The 18,731-nt window shown below is 75.1% G+C and carries 18 protein-coding genes; 12 read left to right on the forward strand and 6 right to left on the reverse strand.

The genetic code is table 11. The annotated features are described in order from the left end of the window. Window positions 1–160 precede the first annotated feature (160 nt). From IE106_RS25980 to IE106_RS25990, 3 genes are read left to right on the forward strand one after another with little or no spacing between them, the layout of a single operon-like run. Window positions 161–1,558 carry a DUF6421 family protein gene (locus tag IE106_RS25980; RefSeq protein WP_189537650.1) on the forward strand — a complete coding sequence of 466 codons (1,398 nt, stop codon included), beginning with the start codon at window positions 161–163 and terminating at the stop codon, window positions 1,556–1,558. Between the two features lie 59 nt (window positions 1,559–1,617). Next, a complete protein-coding gene (locus IE106_RS25985; RefSeq protein ID WP_189537702.1) occupies window positions 1,618–2,376 on the forward strand; it encodes an SDR family NAD(P)-dependent oxidoreductase in 759 nt (252 codons plus the stop codon). Next, window positions 2,373–3,452: a threonine aldolase family protein gene (locus IE106_RS25990; protein ID WP_189537703.1), complete on the forward strand. Its 1,080-nt coding sequence runs from the start codon at window positions 2,373–2,375 to the stop codon at window positions 3,450–3,452. Before IE106_RS25985 ends, IE106_RS25990 begins: the two co-directional genes overlap by 4 nt. 148 nt (window positions 3,453–3,600) lie before the next feature. Here IE106_RS25990 and IE106_RS25995 read toward each other — a convergent pair whose 3' ends face one another. Further along, entirely contained in the window at window positions 3,601–4,314 is a 714-nt protein-coding gene (locus IE106_RS25995; protein WP_189537651.1) for a lysophospholipid acyltransferase family protein, read from the reverse strand. Window positions 4,315–4,564: 250 nt separating this feature from the next. Here IE106_RS25995 and IE106_RS26000 point away from each other — a divergent pair, with 250 nt between their 5' ends. The 4 genes from IE106_RS26000 to IE106_RS26015 all read left to right on the forward strand — a co-directional run bounded on the left by IE106_RS26000 (window position 4,565) and on the right by IE106_RS26015 (window position 7,664). Further along, a complete protein-coding gene (locus tag IE106_RS26000; protein WP_189537652.1) occupies window positions 4,565–4,924 on the forward strand; it encodes a TlpA family protein disulfide reductase in 360 nt (119 codons plus the stop codon). Window positions 4,925–5,120: 196 nt separating this feature from the next. After that, on the forward strand, window positions 5,121–5,660 hold the full coding sequence (locus tag IE106_RS26005; protein ID WP_189537653.1) for a flavin reductase family protein: 540 nt from the start codon (window positions 5,121–5,123) through the stop codon (window positions 5,658–5,660). Window positions 5,661–5,851: 191 nt separating this feature from the next. Further along, entirely contained in the window at window positions 5,852–6,637 is a 786-nt protein-coding gene (locus IE106_RS26010; RefSeq protein ID WP_189537654.1) for an electron transfer flavoprotein subunit beta/FixA family protein, read from the forward strand. A gap of 64 nt (window positions 6,638–6,701) precedes the next feature. Continuing rightward, the gene (locus IE106_RS26015; RefSeq protein WP_189537655.1) at window positions 6,702–7,664 is read left to right on the forward strand and encodes an electron transfer flavoprotein subunit alpha/FixB family protein; all 963 of its coding nucleotides are present in this window, start codon (window positions 6,702–6,704) and stop codon (window positions 7,662–7,664) included. Window positions 7,665–7,742: 78 nt separating this feature from the next. Here the strand turns inward: IE106_RS26015 and IE106_RS26020 are convergent, their stop codons facing one another. Then, window positions 7,743–7,940, reverse strand: coding sequence for a hypothetical protein (locus IE106_RS26020; RefSeq protein ID WP_189537656.1), 198 nt, complete (start codon window positions 7,938–7,940; stop codon window positions 7,743–7,745). A gap of 162 nt (window positions 7,941–8,102) precedes the next feature. Here IE106_RS26020 and IE106_RS26025 point away from each other — a divergent pair, with 162 nt between their 5' ends. The 3 genes from IE106_RS26025 (at window position 8,103) to IE106_RS26035 (ending at window position 12,175) form a co-directional block, all read left to right on the forward strand. After that, entirely contained in the window at window positions 8,103–8,816 is a 714-nt protein-coding gene (locus IE106_RS26025) for a MerR family transcriptional regulator (RefSeq protein ID WP_189537657.1), read from the forward strand. Window positions 8,817–8,901: 85 nt separating this feature from the next. After that, window positions 8,902–10,200, forward strand: coding sequence for a DUF6986 family protein (locus IE106_RS26030; RefSeq protein WP_189537704.1), 1,299 nt, complete (start codon window positions 8,902–8,904; stop codon window positions 10,198–10,200). A gap of 88 nt (window positions 10,201–10,288) precedes the next feature. Further along, complete coding sequence (locus IE106_RS26035; RefSeq protein ID WP_189537658.1) at window positions 10,289–12,175, forward strand: serine/threonine-protein kinase; 1,887 nt, start codon at window positions 10,289–10,291, stop codon at window positions 12,173–12,175. A gap of 28 nt (window positions 12,176–12,203) precedes the next feature. Here IE106_RS26035 and IE106_RS26040 read toward each other — a convergent pair whose 3' ends face one another. Further along, entirely contained in the window at window positions 12,204–13,181 is a 978-nt protein-coding gene (locus tag IE106_RS26040; RefSeq protein WP_189537705.1) for a LacI family DNA-binding transcriptional regulator, read from the reverse strand. Window positions 13,182–13,634: 453 nt separating this feature from the next. After that, on the reverse strand, window positions 13,635–14,090 hold the full coding sequence (locus IE106_RS26045) for a protein-tyrosine phosphatase family protein (protein ID WP_229840772.1): 456 nt from the start codon (window positions 14,088–14,090) through the stop codon (window positions 13,635–13,637). A gap of 82 nt (window positions 14,091–14,172) precedes the next feature. On the opposite strand from IE106_RS26045, the gene IE106_RS26050 reads away from it, so the two are divergent. Then, the gene (locus tag IE106_RS26050; protein ID WP_189537659.1) at window positions 14,173–15,195 is read left to right on the forward strand and encodes a DUF3048 domain-containing protein; all 1,023 of its coding nucleotides are present in this window, start codon (window positions 14,173–14,175) and stop codon (window positions 15,193–15,195) included. Window positions 15,196–15,389: 194 nt separating this feature from the next. Continuing rightward, window positions 15,390–16,430, forward strand: coding sequence for an NUDIX domain-containing protein (locus IE106_RS30880; RefSeq protein WP_189537660.1), 1,041 nt, complete (start codon window positions 15,390–15,392; stop codon window positions 16,428–16,430). A gap of 53 nt (window positions 16,431–16,483) precedes the next feature. On the opposite strand, the gene IE106_RS26060 is transcribed toward IE106_RS30880, so the two are convergent. Both IE106_RS26060 and IE106_RS26065 read right to left on the reverse strand, forming a co-directional pair. After that, on the reverse strand, window positions 16,484–17,227 hold the full coding sequence (locus tag IE106_RS26060) for an MBL fold metallo-hydrolase (RefSeq protein ID WP_189537661.1): 744 nt from the start codon (window positions 17,225–17,227) through the stop codon (window positions 16,484–16,486). 68 nt (window positions 17,228–17,295) lie between these two features. Further along, window positions 17,296–18,672, reverse strand: coding sequence for a dipeptidase (locus tag IE106_RS26065; RefSeq protein ID WP_189537662.1), 1,377 nt, complete (start codon window positions 18,670–18,672; stop codon window positions 17,296–17,298). Window positions 18,673–18,731 lie beyond the last annotated feature (59 nt).

The following is an 18,731-nucleotide window of genomic DNA, read 5'->3' on the forward strand; positions in this document are numbered from 1 at the left end:
GGGTGGGGCGGCCGATGTGGCCGTTTCGTCCCCACGAGACGGGAAAAACGGCGGTGACCACGGGGGTCTGGCAGGATAATTTCCTCTGAGCTCACTTGTGGCGAAGAACCGTAGATGGATACGGTGCCTTTACGCGAGGTTCTCCTGTGGAGGAAGTGAGATGACGGAAATTCTTGTGCATGACGCTGTCGGTGGCGGGCTGTCCACCGATGTCCGGGTGGTCGACCACCCCGCGTGGCCGCAGCTCAAGAATGCCGTGGAGGAGATCCGCGTCTGGCAGTCGGCCGACGGCTCCGTCGACCTCGACGCCGAGGACGCCCCGGCCCGCGCGGACGTCGACGCCGCGCTCGACCGGATCGTCGCCGCCGTCGAGCGGCTCTCCCCGCTGCTGCCGCACGGTGCCGCGTACCACCGCGCGCTCGTCGCCGACCTGCGCCGCTGGGCGGCCGGCGGCTACGGCGTGCCGGACTTCCTCGACTCCCTGATGGCGTTCCAGCCCGCCGCCGAGCGCGTCGACGGCCGGCAGCACCTCGTGGTGTTCCCGATGTACACGCAGAACGGCAACCCGGACCGCAACCTGGAGGCCGTCGTCCTGCGCATGGTGTGGCCGGAGTGGCTCGCGGAGCTGGAGGCCACCCGCTACGACAACCCGCTCTTCTGCGGCATCACCTTCGAGGACTTCACCTCGGGCTACGACACCAACTCGGCCGTCCTCTTCCCCGAGACCGTCGCCGTCCGCGAGGCCCCCGAGAGGTTCACCTGGGGCGGCATCTTCTGCGACCGCGAGGCCGCCCGCTTCCGCCGCGTCACCGAGGCCGCCGTCGCGGTCCTCGGCGTGGAGCTGCCCGAGGACATCCAGGAGATGCTCGGCGACCAGCAGCGCTGCCAGGAGGCCTTCGTCCTGTGGGACATGGTCCACGACCGCGCCCACAGCCACGGCGACCTGCCCTTCGACCCGTTCATGATCAAGCAGCGCCAGCCGTTCTGGATGTACGGCCTGGAGGAGCTGCGCTGCGACCTCACCGCCTTCAAGGAGGCCGTCCGCCTGGAGGCCGAGGGCAACCCGCACGGCCGCGACGTCCAGTACGCCGTGCTGTTCGACCGGATGTTCCGCTTCCCGGTCACCGGCGACCGCGTCCGCAACTACGACGGCCTCGGCGGCCAGCTGCTCTTCTCCTACCTCCACAAGCACGACGTGGTGCGCTGGACCGACAACACCCTGCACATCGACTGGCAGCGCGCCCCCGAGGTCACCAACCAGCTGTGCGCCGAGATCGAGAAGCTGTACCGCGACGGCATCGACCGCCCCAAGCTGGTCCACTGGTTCGCCGCGTACGACTTCGTCTCCACCTACCTTGCCCCGCACCCCGGCTCCCGCTGGGCCAAGGGCCCGGACGCCCTGGACGTCTCCCAGCCGCCGCGCAGGCTCGTCGACGACGTGCTGCCCGACGAGTTTCCGCTGAGCATGTTCTACGAGGCCCTCTCCAAGAAGCTGAAGTCCGTGATCGCCTCCACCAAGGGCATCACCCCCGCGGACGTCGAGAGGGCCGCCGCGTGAGCGAGCACGCGCCGGGTACGACCGGGACGTCCGGTACGCAGACGGAGGAGACGAAGACCATGACCAGCAACGGGAACGGCGAGCCGCTGGACGGCGCCGTCATCGCGGTCGCCGGGGCGGCCGGACCCGCGGGCCGCGCGGCCCTGCTGCGGCTCGCCGAGGCGGGCGCGACCGTCGTCGCCGCCGACGCCGACCCCGAGCGCCTCGCCGAGGCCGTCGACGCGGCCCGCTACGCCCACGGCGGCGCCACCGTCGTCGGCGAGACGGTCGACCTGCTCGACGCGGCCGCGACCCGCGAGTGGGCCGACAAGACCGAGAAGGAGTTCGGGCGGATCGACGGCCTCGTCCACCTCGTCGGCGGCTGGCGCGGCAGCGCCACCTTCGGCGAGTTCGACCCGGCCGACTGGGAGCTGCTGGAGAAGCTGCTGATCCGCACCGTCCAGCACACCTCCCTCGCCTTCCACGAGGGACTCAAGCGCAGCGACCGGGGCCGGTACGTCCTCGTCAGCCAGTCCGGCGCGAGCAGCCCGACCGAGGGCAACGCCGCCTACGCCGCCGCCAAGTCCGCCGCCGAGGCGTGGACCCTCGCGCTCGGCGACTCCTTCCGCAAGGCGGGGGGCGAGGACGGGCCGAAGGCCGCTGCTGCGATCCTGGTGATCAAGGCACTGGTGCACGACGCGATGCGCGCCGAGCGCCCGAATGCGAAGTTCGCGGGCTTCACCGACGTCAAGGACCTGGCCGACGCCATCGCCGGCGTCTGGGACCGGCCCGCCCAGGAAGTGAATGGACAGCGCCTGTGGCTGACCCCGAAGCCGTGACCCCGGCGTTCCCCACCCGTACCGACGCGCGCCGTCACCACGACCCGTCGGTACGGGGCTTCGCCAGCGACAACTACGCGGGAGCCCACCCCGAGGTCCTCGCCGCGCTGGCCGTCGCCAACGGCGGCCACCAGATCTCCTATGGCGAGGACGACTACACCGACCACCTCCAGCGGGTGATCCACAGCCACTTCGGCCCGACCGCCGAGGCGTTCCCGGTGTTCAACGGCACCGGCGCCAACGTCACCGCCCTCCAGGCCCTCGCCGACCGGTGGGGCGCGGTGATCTGCGCCGAGTCCGCGCACATCAACGTGGACGAGGGCGGTGCGCCCGAGCGCATGGCCGGGCTCAAGCTGCTCACCGTGCCCACCCCGGACGGCAAGCTCACCCCCGAGCTGATCGACCGGCAGGCGTTCGGCTGGGACGACGAGCACCGCGCCATGCCGCAGGTCGTCTCCCTCGCGCAGAACACCGAGCTCGGCACGGTCTACACGCCCGACGAGATCCGGGCGATCGTCGACCACGCCCACGGCCTGGGCATGAAGGTCCACCTCGACGGCGCCCGGCTGGCCAACGCGGCCGCGTCGCTGGACGTGCCGATGCGCGCGTTCACCAACGCCGCGGGCGTGGACGTCGTGTCGCTGGGCGGCACCAAGAACGGACTGCTCTTCGGCGAGGCGGTCGTCGTCCTCGACCCCGAGGTCGGCCGCCACATGAAGCACCTGCGCAAGATGTCCATGCAGCTCGCCTCCAAGATGCGGTTCGTCTCCGTGCAGTTCGAGGCGCTGCTCGCGAAGGACCTGTGGCTGCGCAACGCCCGGCACGCCAACGCGATGGCACAGCGCCTCGCCGAGGGCGTCCGGTCCGTCGACGGGGTGGAGATCCTCTACCCGGTGCAGGCCAACGCGGTCTTCGCGCGGCTCCCGCACGACGTCAGCCTGCGGCTGCAGAAGCGGTTCCGGTTCTACTTCTGGGACGAGGCGGCCGGCGACGTGCGCTGGATGTGCTCCTTCGACACCACGGAGGACGACGTGGACGCCTTCCTCCTGGCGCTCAAGGAGGAGGCGGCCCGCTAGGGAGTGTCTTCGAAGTGGCGTCGTCCGCCCGTCGGCCGGCAGACGGGACTTCGAAGACACGACCCAGGGCCACACGCGCCGGCGGCCGGCCGGAGGACCAGGTCCTCCGGCCGGCCGCCGACGTGTCCGCCCCGACCCGGCTCCGCCGTCAGCGCAGCTCCGCCGGGGTGGGCGCGGTACCGCCCAGGTGCGCCGGGATCCACCAGGTGTCCTCCGCGTCCCTCGGACGCACCGGGTACGCCCGCTGGGCCGCCTCCAGCAGGTCCTGGACCCGCTCGCGCAGCCGCCGCGTGATCGCCCCGGCGTACTGCTCCGTCGGCGCCTCCACGGGCTCGCCCACCCGGATGGTCACCGGGATGTGGCTGCGCCGGAAGTTCCGGGGGCGGCCCTTCGTCCACAGCCGCTGCGTCCCCCACAGCGCCATCGGGACCAGCGGCACGCCGGCCTCTTGGGCCAGCCGCGCCGCACCCGACTTGAAGCTCTTGAGGGTGAACGACTGGGAGATCGTCGCCTCCGGGAAGACGCCGATGACCTCGCCGGAGCGCAGCGACTCCAGCGCGTGGCGGTACGCCGCCTCGCCCTGCCCGCGGTCCACCGGGATGTGCTTCATGCCCCGCATCAGCGGACCGGAGATCTTGTGGCGGAACACCGAGTCCTTCGCCATGAACCGCACCAGGCGCTTCTGCGGCCGGGCGGCGAGTCCCGTGAAGATGAAGTCGAGGTAGCTGATGTGGTTGCTGACGAGCACCGCACCACCGGTGTGCGGGATGTTCTCCGAACCCTGAATGTCGATCTTGAGGTCGAGCGCCTTGAACATCGTGAGCGCGGCGCCGACGACCGGCCGATAGACGAGTTCTGCCATCTGGAGAACGCCCTTCTTCTGTCTGCCTGGGGAGGGTCCTCCCGGCGGAAGTTACGCAGCCGTAGGTATCCGGCCTGGCCCGATGCTGCCCCATGTACCGCGCCCAGGCCAGCCCGAACCCCGCTTCGGGGGCGGAATGAGGCGAGATACTCGTCACGTCGCCGTACCGGGACCGCCGCCGGGGGAATCACCGGGGCCCCGCACGGCGCTGTACGGACCGGAAGACCGGGCGACGGGAGGCGGGGCCGCGATGGTGCGGGACGGTGCGGAGGAGCGGTACGGGCGGGCGCTCGGCCCCGGGGACCTGGGGGCCGACCTGGGGGAGCGGGCCACGCTCGTGCAGTTCTCCACCGCCTTCTGCCAGCCCTGCCGCGCCACCCGGCGCACCCTCGCCGACGTGGCGGACATGGTCGCCGGCGTCGCCCACGTCGAGATCGACGCCGAGCGGAACCTGCCCCTCGTCCGGGACCTCGGCGTCACCGCGACGCCCACCGTGTTCGTCCTCGACGCCGCCGGCCGCGTGGTCCGCCGCGCCGCCGGGCAGCCCCGCAGGGTCGACGTGATCGCCGCGCTCGGCAGGGCCCTCGAAACCCCCGCTGACCGGCCGTGACGCTGATCGCATCTTCCCGCGCGGCCTTGACGCGGGCGGCCGCGCGTGGACAGGCTGACGACCGTGCCGTACGAACTCCTTCTCCACGGACGGGCCCACGTCGACCTCGTCCGCCACGCGAGCGCGCTCTGTCCGGGTGTCTGAGCAGCCGAGGACCACAGCCCCGCGTACGCACCTCCCGCAGAAGGACAACTCCATGACGGTCACCCACGATCTCGGCGCCGACGCGCTCGCCGCCCCGGACGTCGCCGGGTCCGAGCTGCTGCGCTCCACCTTCCGGCGGCACGCCGCCGGCGTCGCCGTGATCACCGCCCCCGGCGGAGCCGCGCACGACGGCCGGCCCGCGGGGTTCACCGCCAGCTCCCTCACCTCGGTCTCCGCCGAGCCGCCGCTGGTCTCCTTCGGCATAGGCACGGGCTCGTCGAGCTGGCCCACCGTCTCCACCGCCACCCACGTGGGCGTCCACCTCCTCGGGGAGCACCAGCGGGAGCTGGCCGCCACCTTCGCCCGCAGCGGCGCCGACCGCTTCGCCCCGCCGACCCGCTGGACCACGGGCCCCGAGGGCGTCCCGCTGCTCGACGGCGTCCTCGCCTGGCTGGTGTGCCGCGTCGTGGGCCGCGTGCCGGCCGGCGACCACCGCATCGTCGTCGCCGAGGTCGTCGCCGGGGACGCGGGGGCCCGGGAGGGCCGGCCGCTCCTCTACCACCACGGCCGCTTCAACGCCCTGAGGGACTGAGGAATCCCGGTTACTCAGCGTTGGCAAGGTCACAGTGCAAAGCGCTTGCTCAGGGGGAAGGGTCCCGGTGTACTGACGAGTAATATCTCGTTGCGGGGCGGCCGCCGCCCCGAGCGGAAACCGTCCCATCAGGCGCCTATGCTGCGTGCAACAAGGCAGCCCCGTAATGACGATGCAGTAGGAGAGCCGGCGTGAGCTTGAGGATCGTTGTCTGTGTGAAGTACGTGCCCGACGCCACCGGCGACCGGCACTTCGCCGATGACCTGACCGTCGACCGCGACGACGTCGACGGCCTGCTGTCGGAGCTGGACGAGTACGCGGTCGAGCAGGCGCTGCAGATCGCCGAGGACGCGGACGACGCGGAGATCACCGTGCTCACCGTCGGCCCCGAGGACGCCAAGGACGCCCTGCGCAAGGCGCTGTCCATGGGCGCCGACAAGGCCGTCCACGTCGAGGACGACGACCTGCACGGCACCGACGTCATGGGCACCTCGCTGGTGCTCGCCAAGGCGATCGAGAAGACCGGCTACGACCTGGTCGTCTGCGGCATGGCCTCCACCGACGGCACCATGGGCGTCCTGCCGGCGCTCCTCGCCGAGCGCCTCGGCGTCCCGCAGGTCACCCTGCTCTCCGAGGTCTCCGTCGAGGACGGCGTGGTCAAGGGCCGCCGCGACGGCGACGCCGCGACCGAGCAGCTGGAGGCGTCCCTCCCGGCCGTCGTGTCCGTGACGGACCAGTCCGGCGAGGCCCGCTACCCCTCCTTCAAGGGCATCATGGCCGCCAAGAAGAAGCCGGTGGAGTCCCTGGACCTCGACGACCTGGACATCGACGCCGACGAGGTCGGCCTCGAGGGCGCCTGGACGAAGGTCGACTCCGCGGCGGAGCGCCCGGCCCGTACGGCCGGCACGATCGTCAAGGACGAGGGCGAGGGCGGCAAGCAGCTGGCCGCGTTCCTCGCGAGCCAGAAGTTCATCTAGGGCTCGCGCAGCGCAGAGCCACCGACCGCCCCCTCAGACTTCGCATTCGCAGGAGAGCATTCCCATGGCTGAAGTTCTCGTCTACGTCGACCACGTCGACGGCGCCGTTCGCAAGCCCACCCTGGAGCTGCTGACGCTGGCCCGCCGCGTCGGCGAGCCCGTCGCCGTCGCCCTCGGCCCCGGCGCCGAGGCCACCGCCGCCACGCTCGCCGAGCACGGCGCGACCCGCGTCCTCACGGCCGACGCCGCCGAGTTCGCCGACTACCTCGTCGTCCCGAAGGTCGACGCCCTCCAGGCCGCGTACGAGGCCGTCTCCCCGGCCGCCGTGCTCGTCCCGTCCTCCGCCGAGGGCAAGGAGGTCGCGGCCCGCCTCGCGGTCCGCATCGGCTCCGGCATCATCACGGACGCCATCGACCTCGAGGCCGGCGACGAGGGCCCGGTCGCGACGCAGTCCGTGTTCGCCGCCGCGTTCACCACCAAGTCCCGTGTCTCCAAGGGCACCCCGGTCATCACGGTCAAGCCGAACTCGGCCCCCGTCGAGGCCGCCCCCGCCGCGGGCGCCGTCGAGGCCCTCGCGGTCTCCTTCTCCGAGAAGGCCACCGGCACCAAGGTCGTCTCCCGCACGCCGCGCGAGTCGACCGGTCGCCCCGAGCTGACCGAGGCCGCGATCGTGGTCTCCGGCGGCCGCGGCGTCAACGGCGCCGAGAACTTCGCGCTCATCGAGGGCCTGGCCGACTCGCTCGGTGCCGCCGTCGGCGCCTCCCGCGCCGCCGTCGACGCCGGCTGGTACCCGCACACCAGCCAGGTCGGCCAGACCGGCAAGTCGGTCTCGCCGCAGCTGTACGTCGCCACCGGCATCTCCGGCGCGATCCAGCACCGTGCCGGCATGCAGACCTCGAAGACGATCGTGGCCATCAACAAGGACCCCGAGGCCCCGATCTTCGACCTGGTCGACTACGGCGTGGTCGGCGACCTCTTCGAGGTCGTCCCGCAGCTGACCGAGGAGATCAAGTCCCGCAAGGGCTGATCCGCCTCCTGCACACGGCCGGGGGCCGCGCGGTGGAACACCACCGCGCGGCCCCCGGCCGTTTCCACGCTCCCGGCCTCAGCCCTCGTCGTCGGCGGTGATCCGCCACCGGCCCACCTCGCGGTGGGCGGAGTCGTACACGGCCGAGCCGTCGCCCGGCTGCAGGGCGTAGTGGTGGAGGTTGCCGCCCCAGTAGCGCAGGACGCGGCCCAGCTCGCTCGCCGTGGTCTGCGCCGGCTGCCCGTCGTCGAAGGTGACCTCGAGCACGAACTTCACGGTTTCTCCTCTCGGAAGACGGATCTGTTCGGCCCCGGCGCCGGACCTGGTATCAAGTCTTTCATTGAACTGCTTGCAGGCACTTTCACGGCCTCGCCGCAGGTGGGACCGGCGAAATGCCGGAGAAGTCTCAACCGGGCGTGAGGCCGGGGAGGAGGAACGGTGGACGACCGGCTGAAGGCGGCCGACCTCGCGAGGTCGGCCGGGATCTCCGTACAGCAGCTCCGCACCTACGTCGACACGGGACTGCTCCCGCCCGCCGACCGCACCCCCGCCGGCTACCGCGTCTTCACCCGCGCCCACGCCGACGCGCTCACCGTGGCCCGCGAGCTCGCCGCCGGGCACGGCTGGGCCACCGCCCGCACGGTGATGGCCGCCGTCCACGCGGGCGACCCGGAGACCGCGCTGGCCGCCCTGGACGCCGGCCACGCCCGGCTGGACCGGGAGCGCGGCGAGCTCGCCGCCGCGCGCGAGGCCCTGGGCACCGTCCTGGCCGGCCGCGCCCCGTCGCCCGCCGTCCCCCGGCGCGCCCTGCGCATCGGCGAGGCCGCCCGCGCCGTGGGCGTGAAGCCGCCCGTGCTCCGGCTCTGGGAGGCCCGCGGCCTGCTGCGGCCCGACCGCGAACCGTCCACCGGGTACCGGCTCTACAACCGCTCCGAGCTGCGCGTCGCGCAGGTCGTGGCGCTCCTGCGGAAGGGTCACCATCCGCTCGCCGCCATCGAGGCCGTCCTGCGCGGGCTGCGGGCGAACGGCAGCACCGACCGCGTCCTCGACGAACTGGACGCCCGCGCCGAGGACCTCCACCGGCGCAGCCTGCGCCGGCTCGCCGCCTCGGCGGCCCTCCACGGCTACCTGTGCCGCCTCGGCCACCATTGACGTGCGTCAGTCGACCCGGATAACTTCGCCATGCGGATTGTCGATTCCGTGGAGCGGAAAAATCGAGGGCATGGAGGGTGCGGGAATGGGTCAGCAGGAGCAGGTGGCGACAAGCCTCGCCGGCGCGGTCAGCGAGGGCATCAGCGCCTCCCTCGCCACGGTGGACGCGGACCTCGCCCGCCGCTACCCCGGCGACCCCGGCACCCGCCAACCCGTCCACACCGTCTACGTGCCCGGCGACGCCTTCGCCGCCGACACGATCCGCTCCTGGGGCGACCGCGCCCTCGCCGCGCTCGACGAGCACGCCCCCGACGCCGCCGCCCTCGCCGCCGTCCTCGGCCTCCCCGACCACCTGGCCGAGCCCGTCCACGCGCGGGTACGGGCCAAGCTGGAGCGGGAGCCGATCGAGGACCTCCGCATCGACTTCGAGGACGGCTACGGCGGCCGTACGGACGCCGACGAGGACCGCGACGCCGCCCGCGCCGCCCGGCTGGTCGCCGAGGCCCACCGGGACGGGAGCGCCGCCCCGTACACGGGCATCCGCATGAAGTGCATGGAGGCCGCCGTGCGCGACCGGGGCATCCGCACCCTCGACGTCTTCCTCACCGGCCTCGTGGAGGCGGGCGGCCTGCCCGACGGCCTCGCCCTCACCCTCCCGAAGGTCACCTACCCCGAGCAGGTCACCGCGATGGCGCGGCTCCTGGGGGAGTTCGAGAAGGCCCACGGCCTGGAGCCCGGCCGGATCGGCTTCGAGATCCAGATCGAGACCAGCCAGGCCATCCTCGGCCCCGACGGCACCGCCACCGTCGCCCGCATGATCGACGCCGCCGAGGGCCGCGCCACCGGCCTCCACTACGGCACCTTCGACTACAGCGCCTGCCTCGGCGTCTCCGCCGCGCACCAGGCGAGCGACCACCCGGCCGCCGACCACGCCAAGGCCGTCATGCAGGTCGCCGCCGCCGGCACCGGGGTCCGCGTCTCGGACGGCTCCACCAACGTGCTGCCCGTGGGCCCCACCGAGAAGGTCCACGACGCCTGGCGCCTCCACTACGGCCTCACCCGCCGCGCCCTGGCCCGCGCCTACTACCAGGGCTGGGACATGCACCCGGCCCACCTGCCCACCCGGTACGCCGCCGTGTTCGCGTTCTACCGCGAGGGCTGCGAGCAGGCCGCCGCCCGGCTCGCCGCGTACGCCGGCCGCGCCGGCGGCGACGTGATGGACGAGCCGGCCACCGCCAAGGCGCTCAGCGCGTACCTCCTGCGCGGCATCGACTGCGGCGCCCTCGACGCCGCCGAGGTGGCCCGCCTCACCGGCCTCACCCGCGCCGACCTCGACCGCTTCGCCGCCCCCCGGCGCGGCGACCTGACCGGCACCCACCAGTGACCGACCGGTGACGGTTTCGCGCCGAACCCCCCCGCCGCCGCCCCGTAACCTGTACGCGTTCACGACGGCGTAGAGGAACGGGGCAGCGGTGTCTGCGGGGGAACACGAACTGATCGCCGGCCGGTACCGGCCGGTCCGGCAGCTCGGCCGGGGCGGGATGGGCGTCGTCTGGCGCGCCGTCGACGAGGTGCTGGGCCGCGAGGTGGCGGTCAAGGAGCTCCGCACGTACACGGACTCGTCCGGGCCCGAACTGGCCGAGCTGCGGGTGCGGATGCAGCGGGAGGCCCGGGCGGCCGCGCGGGTCCGCCACCCCGGGGTCGTCGCCGTCCACGACATCACCGACCACGAGGGCCGGCCGGTCATCGTCATGGAGCTGGTCGACGGCCCGTCGCTGGCCGACGTCCTCGCCGAACGCGGCCCGACGGACCCGCGCGAGGCCGCCCGGATCGGCGCCGAGGTCCTGGAGGCCCTGGCCGCCGCCCACGCGGTGGGCGTCCTGCACCGTGACGTGAAGCCCGGCAACGTCCTGCTGGACCGCACCGGCCGGGTCGTCCTCACCGACTTCGGCATCGCGGCGATGGAGGACCCCGGGGACGGCTCCGCCACGCACCTCACCCGCAGCGGCGAACTGGTCGGCTCCCTCGACTACCTGGCGCCCGAGCGCGCCCAGGGCCAGGAACCCGGCCCGGGCTCCGACGTGTGGGCGCTCGGCGCCACCCTGTACGCGGCGGTCGAGGGCTCGTCGCCGTTCCGCCGCACGTCCGCGTGGTCGACGCTCACCGCGATCGTCGTCGACCCGCTCCCCGAGCCGCGCAACGCCGGCCCGCTCGCCCCGGTGCTCGGGCGGCTGATGGCCAAGGACCCGGCCCACCGCCCGGACGCCTCGACGGCGGCCGGCCTCCTGCGGCAGGTCGCGGACGGCACGGCGGCGGCAGGGCCCGCGCCGTACGTACCGACCGAGCGCACCACGCTGCCCCCGCGGGGTTTCGGCCCGCCGGCGGCGGACGTCCACGGCTTCGGCCCGCCGCCCGGCCCGCAGGGCGCCCCGGCGTACGGCGCCCCGGCGCCGGGCGGGGCATACCCGGCGCCCGGCGGCGGGGGCCACGGCGGCCCCGCCCCCGAAACCCCCTCGGCCGGCGCCCCCGGGCAACCGACCGCCCCGGCCCCCGGTCACGCCCCGGCCCCCGCCCACGAGCCGGTGGCGGGCCCCGGCGGTGCGCCGGGGCACGGGGGCCGGGGCCCCCGCGCGGCGGCGCGCGCCCGGGGCCGCACGGGGCGCCCGCGGGCGCTGGTGGCGGCCGCCGCGGCCGCCGTCCTCCTGGCCGGCGGCGGTGTGACGTACGCGTTCATGGACCGCGGGGGCGCGGCCGACGGCGACGGGCAGGCGCTCACCGGCGGCGAGGTGAGCACGAGCCCGTCCGCCCCCGTCGACGACGACGGCATGCCCCTCGCGCCGGGCGCCGGCCCCTCCGCGTCCGCGACCGGTCCGTCGAGCGCCGCGCCCCGCCCCTCCTCGACGAGGAGCGGCTCCGCCTCCCCGTCGAGGACGGCCGCCGTGCCCTCCGCGTCCGCGGCCGGGCCGGCCGGCGCTTCCGGTCCGGCGCCCGGCTCCGGCGGGGACGGCGGTACGGGCGGGTCGACGGCCGGCACTTCCGACACCGGCGGCTCGTCCTCCGGCGGCGGCTCCCGGACCCCGGCCTGCCACGCCATCGGCGACGGCAAGTACGACTGCACGGTCTGGCGGACCGCCGACTCGTACTGGGCGAACGGCGGCCGGGCCGGCGTCCTCAACGCCGGCACCAACTACTTCTACTGCCAGTCCGACCTCGGCCGCCGCGAGACGCACGGCGAGTGGACCAACGTCTGGTGGGCGAAGACCGACGACGACAGCGGCAACGCCGGCGTGTGGGTCAGCGACGTGTACATCCGGGGCGGCGACAACGACGCCCCGGTGCCGGGCCTGCCCCTCTGCTGAGCCGCGCGGGACCAGCCGGGCCGCGCGGTCACGCGGGCGGGATCTCGCCCGAGCCGCGCGGGACCAGCCGGGTCGCCAACTCGACCCGCCGGGGCTCCTCGTGGAGCCCGTCGAGGCGGCGGAACAGCCGCTGTGCCGCCGTGCGGCCCAGCGCGGCGGCGTCCTGCGCGATGACCGTGATGCCGAGCAGGTCGGCCAGTTCGATGTCGTCGAAGCCCACCAGGGCGACCGGGCGGGTCCGCCCGGCCAGCTCCCGCACGGCCGTCACCGTCACCCGGTTGTTGCCCGCGAACAGCGCGGTCACCGGCTCCGGGCCGGCCAGCATCGCGGCGACCGCGTCCCGCACCCGCGCCGGCTCGGTGGAGCCCAGCGACACCCACGCGTCGTCGACGGGCAGTCCCGCGTCCTCCATCGCGGCCCGGTAGCCGCGCAGCCGCTCCGCGGCGGTGTGGATGCGCGGCCGGTCGCCGACGAACCCGATCCGGCGGTGGCCGTGCGCGACGAGGTGCGCCACGCCCGCGCGGGCGCCGCCGAAGCTGTCGGACAGGACCGTGTCGGCCTCGATCCGGCCGGCCGGGCGGTCCACGAAGACGGTCGCGACGCCCGCCCTCATCTCCGGCTCCAGGTAGCGGTGGTCGTCGCCCGCCGGGATCACGATCAGCCCGTCGACGCGGCGCGCGCACAGCGCCAGGGCGAGCTCCTGCTCGCGGTCCGGGTCCTCGGCGCTGGACCCGTTGATCAGCAGGGCCCCGTGGGCGCGGGCCACCTCCTCCACGGCGCGGCTCAGCGGCCCGTAGAAGGGGTCGGCCAGGTCCTCCAGGACCAGGCCCACGGAGGCGGTGCGGCCCTTGCGCAGCACGCGCGCGCTGTCGTTGCGGCGGAAGCCGAGCGCCTGGATCGCCTCCCGGACGCGGCGCTCGGTGTCGGGCGTGACGCCCGGCTCGCCGTTCACCACCCGTGAGACGGTCTTGAGGCCGACGCCGGCGCGGGCGGCGACGTCCTTCATGGTGGGCCGGTTGCCGTAGCGGTGGTCGGGTCGGCGGGCGGTCTCGGCCACGGTGCGCGGTTCCTGTCCTGTCGTCCGGAGGTGGGGGGCGTGGCGTCGAGCATAGGCCCTGGACAACGTTGTCAGGGGCGTGAAGACCGTACCGGCCGCCCACCGGGACCGCAGGGCCCCACCGGTCCGCGGAAGCCCACGGGGAGCCGGCGCGATGCCCGCGGAGCCGGATCGGGGACCGAAGGCGGCCGGCCCCGTCGCCGCCCCCGCCGACGGCGCCGCCCGGACCGCCGTACGGGCCCGCGCGGCGTGCGACCGCGCCGCCCCGGCCCCGGGCATGGCCGCGGCGACGCCGCCGCGGGTACGGATCGCGGGGGCCGGCGGGGGAGTGGTGCGGGCCGGGGGGCGTCCACGTGTCCGGCGCCCCTCCGGGCACCCGCGCGCCGCGCCGGGCGTCGCGCGCTAGCCGGCGAAGCGCCGTACGTACCGCTTCTGCCAGGGCGTCTCCACCGCGCGGGGGTGGTAGTGCCGGCGCACCCACTCCACCGCGCGGTCCGGCGGGACGCCGTCCAGGACGGCCAGGCAGGCCAGCGCCGTGCCCGTCCGGCCCCGGCCGCCGCCGCAGGCGACCTCGACGCGCTCCGTCGCGGCGCGCTCCCACACCTCGGCCAGGACGGTACGGGCCTGCGCCGCGTCGGCGGGCAGCCGGAAGTCCGGCCAGCGCAGCAGGCGCGCCTCCCACGGGACGTCCGGCGGACGCCCGCCCAGCAGGTGGACCGCGTACGTCGGGACCGGGCCGTCGGGCAGCGGGTGGCGCAGGCCGCGGCCCCGCACCAGGCGGCCGGACGGGAACCGCACCACGCCCGGGCCGTCGGGCGGCCACAGGGCGGTCCTCGCGTCGTCGGGGGCAGGGGGCACGGGCCGACCGTACCGGCTTCCCGATCCGCTGTCACCGCCGCGGATCGCGTGGTGCACTGGAGGGAGGCAGGGAGTCGGACCGTTGGCTGCGTCGCGCGTGCGAGGACCGGTCGGCATCGCCATCGCCGTGGTGGCGGCCGTCGCGGTCGCCCTCGCGCTCCTGCTGTCGCGGTGCGGCCCGACCGGCCCCGGGCCGGGCGGCCCGACGACGAGCCCGCCGCCGTCCGCCTCCCCGCCGGACCGGCCGGCCGGTCCCCGGACCTCGCCGTTCACCGGGCTGCCCGCCCGCCCCGCGCCCGTCCTCGCCGTGAAGATCGACAACGTGCGGGCGGCCCGGCCGCACACCGGACTCGGCGCGGCCGACGTCGTGTACGTCGAGCAGGTCGAGGCCGGCCTCACCCGGTTCCTCGCGGTGTACTCCTCCCGGCAGCCGCCCCGCGTCGGCCCGGTCCGCAGCGCGCGCGAGTCCGACGTGGAGCTGCTCCGCCAGTTCGGGCGCCCGGCCCTGGCGTACTCCGGGGTGCGCAGCGCGCTGAAGGGCTTCCTCCAGGACGCGCCGCTGTACGCGCTGCCGCCCGAGCGGGCCCCCGCCGCGTACGTGCGCGACCCCGGCCGCCCCGCCCCGCACAACCTCTACCTCCGCCCCGAACGCGCCCTGGCTGCCGCCCCGGACGCGGGCCGGGCCGGTGACATCGGCTTCCGCTTCGGCCCCGCGCCGCCGGGCGGACGGCAGGTGGACGAGCACACCGTCCGGTTCCCCGCCGCGCGCCACGCCTTCGCCTGGTCCGCCGCCGAGCGGCGCTGGCTGGTCTCCCTGGACGGCACGGCCGCCCGCACGACGGACGGCGGGCGCGTCGGGGCGGGGACGGTCGTCGTCCAGTACGTCACGGTCCGCCCGTCCGCGTTCGCGGACCGCGGCGGGAGCGTCACCCCGTACACCGAGACCGTCGGTTCCGGCACCGCGCTCGTGCTGCGCGACGGCAAGGCCCACGACGCCCGCTGGAGCCGCCCGTCGGCCACCGGCGGCACGTCCTTCACCACCCCGTCCGGCACGCCGCTCGCCTTCGCGCCCGGACCGGTCTGGGTCGTCCTCGCACCCCGCTGAACCGCGTCGCGGAGCCGGTCGCCCCACCACCGGATCCGGCCGGCCCGCCCCCCGGCCCACGCGCGGTGCCGGTGTCCGCCCCCGGGGGGAGGCCCCGCGGGCCCCGGACCGTTACGGCCACCCGTCCGGAACGCGGGTTTCCGTGGCAGGGTGTTGCGGGCAAGCCACTGGGGGCCAACGGAGGAGGGGGAACCGTGATCGTCTGGATCAACGGTGCGTTCGGCGCCGGCAAGACGAGTGCCGCGCGCGAACTGGTCGGTCTGATCCCGAACAGCACGCTGTACGACCCGGAGGCGATCGGCGGCGCGCTGCCGCTCCTGCTGCCGCCGGACCGGCTCTCCGGCGTCACCGACTTCCAGGACCTGCGGATCTGGCGGCGCCTGGTCGTCGACACGGCGGCGGCGCTCCTCGCCGAGGTGGGCGGGGTGCTGGTGGTGCCGATGACCGTCCTGCGGCAGGAGTACCGCGACGAGATCTTCGGAGGGCTGGCGTCCCGCCGGATCGCCGTGCGGCATGTCGTCCTGACCCCTGATGAAACGATCCTGCGCGCACGGATCGAGGCGCGCGCCGCGGCCTCCGGCGACCCGGCCGCCGACGAGCGGACCGGGAAGTGGGCCCTCGACCGCATCGCGCCCTACCGGGCCGCGCTCGACGGGTGGCTCGCCGCCGACGCGTACGCCGTCGACAACGGCTCCCTCACCCCGGAGGCGACGGCGAAGGTGATCGCGGACGCGGTGCGGACCGGCGCGGCGGGCGCCTGCGGGATCGTGCAGACCCCGGAGCCGACCGGCGAGACGCTCGCGGCGGGGGTGCTGCTCTTCGACGACCGGGACCGGGTGCTGCTCGTCGACCCGACGTACAAACCGGGGTGGGAGTTCCCCGGCGGGGTCGTCGAGCGGGGCGAGGCGCCGGCGCGGGCGGCGATGCGGGAGGTCGCCGAGGAGACCGGGCTGGAACTGGCGTCCGTGCCGCGGCTGCTGGTCGTCGACTGGGAGCCGCCGAAGCCGCCCGGGTACGGCGGGCTGCGCCTCCTCTTCGACGGCGGCCGACTCACGGGCGCGCAGGCGGACCGGGTGCTGCTGCCGGGCTCCGAACTGCGCGGCTGGCGCTTCGCGACGGAGGCGGAGGCGGCGGACATGCTGCCTCCGGTCCGCTACGAACGCCTCCGCTGGGCCCTGCGCGCCCGCGAACGCGGCACGGTCCTGAACCTGGAGGCCGGCGTCCCGGTGGGCTGACGCCCGGGCGGCGGCGGGGCGCGGCGCCCGGCCGTCCGGGGCGTCCCCGGCGGCTACGGCCGCGCCGCCTCCGCCGCCGCCCGCAGGACGGACGACGCGTCCTCGGTCACCGGGTCGCCGTGCCCGAAGCACACCGCCCGCAGCGGCCGGAGGGACGACAGGCGGCGCATCGACGCCACCGCGGCCGCGCGGTCCACGTGGAAGACCCCCAGGCGCACCCCGCCCACCGACGCCACGGTGTCGCCCGTCACCAGCACCCCCGGGAGCGGCAGGTGCAGCGCGATCGACCCCGGCGTGTGGCCCGGCGTGTGCACCACGCGGGCGCCGCCGCCGAAGTCCAGCACGTCGCCGTCCTCCAGCTCCCGGTCCACGCGCGTGGGCGGCGCCTCGGGCGTGGTGAGCCCGTGCTCGTACAGCGGGACCTCCCAGTCCGGCAGGTCGGGTTTGGGCACCGGCGCCTCGCCGCGGACGACCGGAGCGTCCAGCCGGTGCGCGAGGACCTCCGCTCCGTACCGCCGGGCCAGCGCGTCCGCCGCGCCCACGTGGTCGCGGTGGCCGTGGGTGAGGACGATCCGCCGCAGCCGCGCCCGCGGTCCGCCGACCTCGCGCAGCGCCCGTCCGACGGCGTCCTCGGCGCCCGCCCAGCCGGCGTCGACCAGGGTCAGCGCGCCGTCGCCGTCGTGCCAGACGTAGGCCTGGCCGATCGGGAAGCGCAGCATGTGCAGCCCGGGCACGACCGGGACCAGGTCGAGGGCGGGTTCGTCGGGGGTGTGCGCGGGGCGCGGTCGCGGAGTCATGCCCCGACGCTACGGGGGCGGCCCGGCCGGACCGCCCCCCTTGCGCTCTGCGCGATTCCGCCGAGAGCTCAACCCTGCTTCGACAGCGCGTAGTTCCGCAGGAACAGCGCCTCCGCGACCGACATCCGCTCCAGTTCCCCGGGTGACACGCTCTCGTTCACCGCGTGGATCTGGGCCTCCGGCTCGCTCAGCCCGATGAGCAGGATCTCCGCCCGCGGGTACAGCGCGCCCAGCGTGCTGCACAGCGGTATCGACCCGCCCATGCCGGCGGCCTGCATCTCCTCGCCCGGGTACGCCACGGCCAGCGCCTGGGCCATCGACGTGTACGCGGGGCTGGCCACGTCCGCCTGGAACGGCTGGCCCTGCCCGATCTGCTCCACCGTCACCCGCGCACCCCACGGGGTGTGCGCCTGGAGGTGCGCGGTGAGCAGCTTCGTCGCCTCGGTGGCGTCCTGGCCGGGCGGCACGCGCAGGCTGATCTGGGCGCGGGCGGTGGCCTGCACGGACGGCGTGGCCCCGACGACCGGCGGGCAGTCGATGCCGATCACCGTGACGGCCGGCCGCGCCCACAGCCGGTCGGCGATGGTGCCGGAACCGATCAGGTCCACACCGTCCAGCACCCTGGCGTCCCGCCGGAAGTCCTCCTCCGTGTACTGCAGTCCCTGCCACTCGGCGTCCGACGCCAGCCCGTCGACCGTCGTCGAACCGTCCTCGGCGCGCAGCGAGTCCAGTACGCGGACGAGGGCGGCCAGCGCGTCCGGCGCGGCGCCGCCGAACTGCCCCGAGTGCAGGTTCCCGGCGAGCGTGTCGACCTGGACGCGCAGCATCGTCATCCCGCGCAGCGACGCGGTGACCGTCGGCAGGCCGACGCGGAAGTTCCCGGTGTCGCCGATGACGATCGCGTCGGCGGCCAGCAGGTCCGGGTGCGCCTCGGCGTACCGCTCCAGGCCGCCGGTGCCCTGCTCCTCGGAGCCCTCGACGATCACCTTGACGCCGACCGGGACGCCGCCGTTCGCCTTCAGGGCGCGCAGCGCCAGCAGGTGCATGATGAAGCCGCCCTTGCAGTCGGCGGTGCCGCGCCCGTACCAGCGGCCGTCCCGCTCGGACAGCTCGAACGGCGGGGTGTCCCAGCCGGCCGGGTCGAGCGGCGGCTGCACGTCGTAGTGGGCGTACAGCAGCACGGTCGGGGCGCCGGCCGGGCCGGGCAGGTAGCCGTACACGGACTGGCTGCCGTCCGGGGTGTCGAACACCGACACGTCGGTGAAGTCCTCGGCGCGCAGCGCGTCCGCGACCCACGCGGCGGCCGCCTCGCACTCGCTGCGCGGGAACTGGGCCGGATCCGCCACAGACCGGAACGCCACGAGCTCCGTGAGCTCCGCCTTGGCGCGGGACATCAGCGAGGCGACGGTGGCGGCGATCGGCTCGGCGATCGGCTGGGCGGTCATGGTCACGCTCCTGGTGGGTGCGGAATCGACATGTCGGGCGCCGCCACGGGGTGCGCGGC

The sequence above is a fragment of the Streptomyces roseolilacinus genome, assembly GCF_014649335.1.
Lineage (GTDB): Bacteria > Actinomycetota > Actinomycetes > Streptomycetales > Streptomycetaceae > Streptomyces > Streptomyces roseolilacinus.